We start from the raw sequence: 6256 nt of genomic DNA, 5'->3' as shown, positions 1-6256 counted from the left end.
CCTACGGCTTCCTGGTGCAGGAGCGGTGCCTATTTCCCCCCTCCGGCAACTCCCCGTCGCTCCAAGTTGCCCAAATCCGCTTTCCCTTACCCGGCTTGCCAGCAACATTCACGCCCCGAGGCGCTACCGGTAAGAACCGAACGGCATAATCCACACTCCATCGCCACCCTGCGCCGTCTGATCGCTACCCACCTCGCTCGATCATTGCCCAGGTGTCCTTGTTGCCTTCGCGTATATTTATAACACAGTAGTACTAGTCCGCATCGACGCGCCCGGACCAGATGGAAAGCCTGCATCTGGTCAGCAGCCAAGAGGCATGCTGGTCTACACGCGAGACGGACACATGTCCGTGCAACTGATGTATCCAACCTCGGCAGATACGCTGTCGAACGAGTACGTCCTAAAGGGATATGAAGCGTCGTTTGGCAGCTACGACGTAGATGAGACCGCACACACAGTGACACACCACGTGCAGGGTTCGATTACACGCGACCTGCTCCTAGGCAAAGATCTCCCACGCAAGTTCGAGTTCACTCCTGATGGGCGCCTCATCATCCGGTCAACTCGGCCTGACGAGCATTGGTTTGTCACGTGGGCGCACTACTAAAGGAAATCGGAATGCAAAGCGGAGCACAGAAAACATGGATGTCTTGCGGCACGCTGCTTCTCGTTCACCCACGGTAAGGATTCGTGTTGGATTGTCACACTGGGCTCGACTTGCTTTAGAATGAGGCACTGTAGCCATAAACCCTCATTCACATGTCTGGAATCCGGGATACGGCGTATCCGCAGATGAAGAGTGCTCCGTCCGCCAAGGAGTTGGCCGATGTATACACGCCGAACTTCGTGGAGTTGGTGTGGGCGGAGAAGCGGACCAGAGAATCAGCGCCGCGCGTCGGTCTTCTGGCATTGCTCAAGACCTTTCAGCGTCTCGGGTACTTCGTATCGCTGCCGGAAATCCCTCGTCCCATACTCGAACATGTGGCACAGTGCGCGGGCTACGGTTCAATTCCCGAAGATTTGTTCCGTTACGGTGCCAGTTCGGCCCGTCGCCGGCACATGCTCCTGATTCGCGATTACGCCGGGGTCAAGGCCTGGGGCGACGAGGCTCAGCAGGCGATGGAGCGCGCGAGCCAGGATGCCGCGCGGACGCTGGAAGATCTCCCCGATATCATTAATGTGGCGCTGGAGCAGTTGGTCCGGCAACGGTTCGAGCTTCCGGCGTTCTCCGCTCTCCATCGTGCCGCGCAGCACGCCCGGGCCGTGGCCAATCGAGAGTATCAATCGCTGGTTTGCGATCGGCTCGATGCGGCGGCGCGAGAACGGCTGACTATCATGCTGACCCGAGTCGAAGACGAGACCAAGAGTCCGTGGCACCGGCTGAAGGGGGAACCAAAGCAGCCAACGACTCAGAATAACCGCGAGTTTCTCGACCATCTGGCCTGGTTGAAGGAACAGGCAATCGGCGCGGGCATCTTTCGAGAGATTCCAGATGTGAAGCTGAAGCAGTTTGCGGCTGAGGCCCGTTCGCTTGACGTTACATCGATGAACGATTTGACGGAAACAAAGCGTCTTACCCTCGCTGCGACACTTGTATTTGCTCAGATGGGCCGGGCATTGGACGACGTCGGGGACATGTATGTACGGCTCGTGCAGCGGCTGCACAATCAAGCTCGCACCGCTCTGCTGGAGTATCAAGCCGAGCATGTGGAACGGACGGACAGTCTCGTAGCGACGCTTCATGGCGTGACCCTGGCCTACTGGACCGAGGGTTCGGTGGAGCAGCGGTTATCGGCCATTGGCGAGCTCATCGAACCCGACTCCGATCGCATCCTTGAGCAGTGCGAGGCCCATCAGGCGACTGCTGGAAGAAATTATCTCCCCTTTCTCACCCGGTTCTACTCCCATCAGCGAGCGGCCCTCTACAGTTTCCTGGAGAGCGTGGAACTACTCTCAACATCGCCCGACAAGAGCATGACGGACGCTATTGCATATTTGATTGCGCACAGGAAAAGCCGTCAGGACCGACTACCTATTAGGGAGGAGGGGGCCGGCGAGGAAGCCGCTCCGTCTCTCGATCTCTCCTTCGTGGGCGAGCCGTGGTGGCCCTTTGTGGTGCCGGACACGAAGGCCCAGGGAGAACCAACGCATATCTCCCGGCGCTGGTTCGAGCTGTGCGCGATCACGGAGGTGATGCGTGAATTGAAGTCCGGGGACCTTTGCATCCCCGGCAGCGACCGCTACAGCGATTTCAGAGAGCAGTTCGTGAGCGAAGAGGAGTGCCTTCAGAACCTGGCATCGTATGGGGAGCGCTCTGGCGTGCCCACTGAGCCGAAGGCCTTTGTCGCCGCCTTGCAAGGCAAGCTGGAAGAAGCGGCGCGCAAAGCAGATCAAGCATTTCCAGAGAACGAATATCTGCGCATCGAAAAAGGAGAGGCGATCCTGAAGCGTCTCCGGCGCAGCCCAGACCCCGCCGGTCTTCGATCGTTTGAACGGCTCTTGAAAGATCGAATGATTCCGGTCGGCATTCTCGACGTCCTCGCGGACACCGAAGAGTGGCTGAACTGGACAAGGCACTTCGGTCCGATCTCAGGCCATGACAGCAAACTCGCCAATCCCGCCGAGCGGTATCTTGTGACCACCTTCTGCTATGGATTCGACTTCGGTCCGACACAAACGTCGCGATCGATACGTGGCCTCGACCGGAGGCAAGTGGCCTTTGTTGACCAGCGACACGTCACCGAAGACAAGCTGAATGAGGCCATCAACGACGGTCATCAACGGGTACAACCAGTTCTCCTTGCCGAAGATCTGGGGGTTGGGCAAACATGCTTCGGCCGACGGAACCAAATGGGATCTTCACGCCCAGAACCTCATGTCCGAATATCATCTGCGGTACGGCGGTTATGGAGGGATCGGCTACTATCTGGTTTCCGACATGTATATCGCGCTTTTCTCCCGGTTCACTACCTGCGGCTCATGGGAGGGGCACAACATTTTGGACTATCTCGTCGAGAATGATTCGGACGTGCGGCCAGATACGATCCACGCCGACACGCAAGGCCAGAGCGCGGCGATCTTCGGGCTCGCGCACCTGCTCGGCATCCAGCTTCAGCCCCGGATTCGCAACTGGAAAGGACTTAACTTCTATCGCTCCAAGCCCGCACTGCAATACGAACACATCGATCTCCTGTTCTCGAAGACGATCGATTGGAACCTCATCGAGACCATGCTGCCGGAGATGCTGCGGGTCGCGGTATCCATCGGAGCCGGCAGGATCAAGCCCTCGACCATTCTCCGGCGCCTGGCAACCTACTCGCGCAAGAGCAAACTCTATTTCGCCTTCCGGGAGTTGGGTCATGCGGTCCGTACAAGCTTTCTACTCGAATATCTCTCTGATGTGGAGTTGCGGCGGCTGATCCAGTCCGCAACAAATAAGAGCGAACGCTTCAATCAGTTCGTTCAGTGGGTCGCCTTCGGAGGCGGCGCACTGGCCGCCGAAGGCATACGCGATGAGCAGCGCAAGTTCATCAAGTACAACCATCTCGTAGCTAACTTGTTGATCTTTCACAACGTCGTGACCATGAGCAAAGCACTGGAACAGCTCGCCGCAGAAGGACATGCGCTCGATACAGAACTCATCGCGTCTTCCAGTCCATACCAGACCGAACATCTCAATCGCTTCGGGCGCTACGCTCTAAATCGAGACCGGGTTCCAGAACCCCTCGACAGCGTTCGAGAGTTCAGAATGCCACCTCACGGTGAAAGGATAACCCGCACAGCCCAGGTCGCAGTGTGACAATCCAACACGAATCCTTACCGTAGGTGAGCAAGGAAGGTCTCGCCGAGAAAGCTCCGTTGGCCGTCGTCCAACTCGTGACAATAAAAGTAGTTCTCTACGGCGCACTCTTTGGGGATCTGCCGCCGAACCGCGTGGTTAGCGGAATGAACCCACAAGAATGGTGCGCCCTTCTTTTCGTTAGGCGTCGGGTCGCAAAAGGCTTCCAGGTAAGCCCGTTGAATGTAATGCTGCGACTTGGGTTGCCTGGGCACACCACCAGCTTTCAGAGTTCTATCCCCTGTTCTTCGCAGAAGAAAGAGACAAAGCTCGGCACGTTAATCCGTAACTTGCGCAGCAAATCTTCAATAGGGATGCTTAGATTGTGAGCCTGCTCGGTCAGTTTCTGAGCCACGATTCCCGGCTCCAAGTCGTACAAGTGCAGAAGAAAAGTAGATGGACCTTGGCGCTCAATGCCCCACCGCTCAAGTGAACTTTCAGGAAAATGTTTAGCGTTGTACGTCACGATAAGCTTTGTTCCCGAGCTCACTGCGGCCGCAATGACGTGTCGATCCCTTTCGTCATTGGTCATAGCCGGAATCAAGGATGTATATCCTTCGACCCAAGCCTCGGGAAAATGCGCGCGAAGCGCATTCTCCCGACGCTGGACCTGTTCCGGTGTCTTGTTCCATTTCCCCAAAAGGTTCCGTGAAACTTCAGCAATGATGTCGTCGGACCATTTAGGCAAGTACAGCCGAGGGGACTCCGCCATGCGCAAGAGCGTGTCTGCCAAAGGCATCGGCAGAAGAATACATGCATCCAGGATGACGGGGTAATCGGCTTTCACTCGTCACTGCCCCCCTCAGGAATTTCGGTTCCTTCGTAGGAACCGTCCTGATATGCTTCGCGGGCGAGCTCATCCAGCGCAGTTCTGCGCGCTTTATCTCGCTGTTTTTGAAAAGCCATGACGTCTTTCAACATCACACGGCGGTGTTGTCCCACTTTTTGATACGGAATTGCTCCCGACTCCAGAAGCTTGATAAGGTGGGGTCGCGAAAAACCAAGTAAGTTCGCGGCCAATTGAGTAGTGAGCTGTTGCTTTTGCGGGACCAGTGACACCGCACGACCCGCAGCCATGTAGCGAACGACGTCTTTAAGAATGTTGTAGACACTCTCGGGCAGGTCTACTCTCTCGTTTTGAGGACCAACGAGAGCTGGTGTGCCGAGTTTAAGCATCCGACCAAGCTCTCGAATCTGTTCCTCTTCTGACGGTGGCATTACTACTGTTTCGCCAATCATCGCGCCCTCCATCTTCTTCACTCTCCAATTATAGTCGAAATAAACGAAATAAACGAAATAAACGCAACTATATTTCTTCCTGCTTAGTAAGAGCCGTCAGGCGGGTCGCTCACTATGAGAGCCTACAGTCCGAGGTTATCGTTCACCGCGATCTCAATGTCTTGCTCCGACCCCAGATACCGCTCAGTGGTCTGGATTGAGCTGTGCCCCAATAAAAACTTGATCTGCTCCAGATCCCCGCCGTTCTTCCGGCACAGCTTGGCGCAGGTGCGGCGCAGGTCGTGGGCGCCGAAGTGTTCGATGCCGATCTGCTTCGATGACTGGTCAACTACTGACCAGACCGCCCAGTCGCTTAGCGTGTCACGATTCACCTTCCCGCTCTTCGAGACCGAGCGCAGCAGCCGGCCATCTTCGATGCCGGCCGCGGTCATCCAGGCATTGATGCCATGCTTCACCCAGATGGGGATGGCAACGGTGCGGATACGCCGGCCTTTGCCCTCGAGGTCGGCCAGCACCCATCTGCCTTCCCTTCGCTGGATGGTCGCGACGTCGAGCTCGGCCAATTCGTTCCGCCTGAGGGCGCAGCCTACCAGCAACGCCAGGATGACATAGTCCCGCTTCCCTTTCAGAGTGGAGCGATCGGGAACGGTCAGCAGCTCCTTGGCCTGCTGTCGTTTTTCCTTTACTAGTAGAATGCTTTTATTCATTTCAAAGCACTTGCATGTTCCCGTAACTGGTAGAAATATGCCGTAATTGATAGAAATATTCCTTTACTTGTAGAACAATCGGACATGCAATTTGCAGGGCCGCAAAGTCGCTATGCTGGATGCCAAAGCAGCTTCCGATCTTGGCTGGAAGGCAGCCGCTAAGCGAGCCGATGCGATGGAGAAACTGGTCGACCGCAAGGTCTTCAAGGCCCGTGCCGCCCCTGGAGAGCCGTCCTGATCGACGCGCGGGTCTACTAGTTTGAGCCCTTTTTCTACTTGTTACGGATCAGGATTTCTACTAGTTAAGGGTAATAATCGTCAGCAAAAGGGCGCTTTTCTACTAGTAAAGGAAAAACGACATCAATCTTTCTGGGATGGCTCAAAGTTCAGTGGCACACTCTGAGCCGGTGGTTTTCGAACGTTGAAATCGATGTATGTCTGTTCATGCCCTTCGGGGTGCTGCTCTCGCCAC

At 56.0% G+C, this 6256-nt stretch carries 5 protein-coding genes and 1 pseudogene; 3 read left to right on the top strand and 3 right to left on the bottom strand.

Annotated features, from left to right (window positions below; genetic code table 11):
• Positions 1-235: 235 nt before the first annotated feature.
• The 3 genes and pseudogenes from Q363_RS30050 to Q363_RS39525 all read left to right on the top strand — a co-directional run bounded on the left by Q363_RS30050 (position 236) and on the right by Q363_RS39525 (position 3799).
• On the top strand, positions 236-607 hold the full coding sequence (locus tag Q363_RS30050; protein ID WP_084080918.1) for a lipocalin-like domain-containing protein: 372 nt from the start codon (positions 236-238) through the stop codon (positions 605-607).
• 152 nt (positions 608-759) lie between these two features.
• Positions 760-2760, top strand: a pseudogene (locus Q363_RS30045) (DUF4158 domain-containing protein); the annotation flags it as partial.
• The gene (locus tag Q363_RS39525) at positions 2756-3799 is read left to right on the top strand and encodes a Tn3 family transposase (protein ID WP_084080917.1); all 1044 of its coding nucleotides are present in this window, start codon (positions 2756-2758) and stop codon (positions 3797-3799) included. The pseudogene Q363_RS30045 and the gene Q363_RS39525, both read left to right, overlap by 5 nt.
• Positions 3800-4064: 265 nt before the next feature.
• Here Q363_RS39525 and Q363_RS30035 read toward each other — a convergent pair whose 3' ends face one another.
• From Q363_RS30035 to Q363_RS30025, 3 genes are all read right to left on the bottom strand, one after another.
• The gene (locus Q363_RS30035) at positions 4065-4625 is read right to left on the bottom strand and encodes a PIN domain-containing protein (protein ID WP_035358073.1); all 561 of its coding nucleotides are present in this window, start codon (positions 4623-4625) and stop codon (positions 4065-4067) included.
• Positions 4622-5089 (bottom strand): excisionase family DNA-binding protein, encoded by a 468-nt coding sequence (locus Q363_RS30030; RefSeq protein ID WP_035358072.1) that lies wholly within the window; start codon positions 5087-5089, stop codon positions 4622-4624. Before Q363_RS30030 ends, Q363_RS30035 begins: the two co-directional genes overlap by 4 nt.
• Positions 5090-5199: 110 nt before the next feature.
• Positions 5200-5784 carry a tyrosine-type recombinase/integrase gene (locus Q363_RS30025; protein WP_051979550.1) on the bottom strand — a complete coding sequence of 195 codons (585 nt, stop codon included), beginning with the start codon at positions 5782-5784 and terminating at the stop codon, positions 5200-5202.
• Positions 5785-6256 lie beyond the last annotated feature (472 nt).

This window comes from Edaphobacter aggregans DSM 19364 (genome assembly GCF_000745965.1).
GTDB lineage: Bacteria > Acidobacteriota > Terriglobia > Terriglobales > Acidobacteriaceae > Edaphobacter > Edaphobacter aggregans.
This window is presented reverse-complemented; position numbering and strand designations above follow the sequence as displayed.

Excerpts from the sequence above, each read along its gene's own strand:
- Q363_RS30025 (WP_051979550.1), bottom strand. The coding sequence starts at position 5,784 with ATGAATAAAAGCATTCTACTAGTAAAGGAAAAACGACAGCAGGCCAAG.
- Q363_RS39525 (WP_084080917.1), top strand. The coding sequence starts at position 2,756 with ATGAGGCCATCAACGACGGTCATCAACGGGTACAACCAGTTCTCCTTG.
- Q363_RS30030 (WP_035358072.1), bottom strand. The coding sequence starts at position 5,089 with ATGGAGGGCGCGATGATTGGCGAAACAGTAGTAATGCCACCGTCAGAA.